Annotated in this window: 1 protein-coding gene; it reads left to right on the top strand. The window is 61.2% G+C overall.

Features of this window, described 5'->3' with window-relative positions; all coding sequences use genetic code 11:
* Positions 1–232 (top strand): calcium-binding protein (locus MFF64_RS37410; RefSeq protein ID WP_273557225.1); only part of this gene is annotated, 232 nt, incomplete at both ends.

Here is a 232-nt window from a genome sequence, read left to right as displayed (position 1 = left end):
CTGGCGACGACGTGATTTTCGGCGAAACCGGCAACGATCAGGTGCTCGGCGGCGACGGGAATGACTTTATCGGAGCCGGTTCAGGCAATGATTATGCGTCTGGTGGAGCGGGCGCCGACCGGATTTTCGGAGAGTTCGGTAATGACCTCCTATTCGGCAACGCAGGTAACGACACGTTGACCGGCGGCACCGGCAGCGACATCTTCGCATTCGGGCGCGGCGACGGCATCGA

Origin of the sequence: Methylobacterium frigidaeris (genome assembly GCF_022179185.1) — a bacterium.
Lineage (GTDB): Bacteria > Pseudomonadota > Alphaproteobacteria > Rhizobiales > Beijerinckiaceae > Methylobacterium > Methylobacterium frigidaeris.
This window is presented reverse-complemented; position numbering and strand designations above follow the sequence as displayed.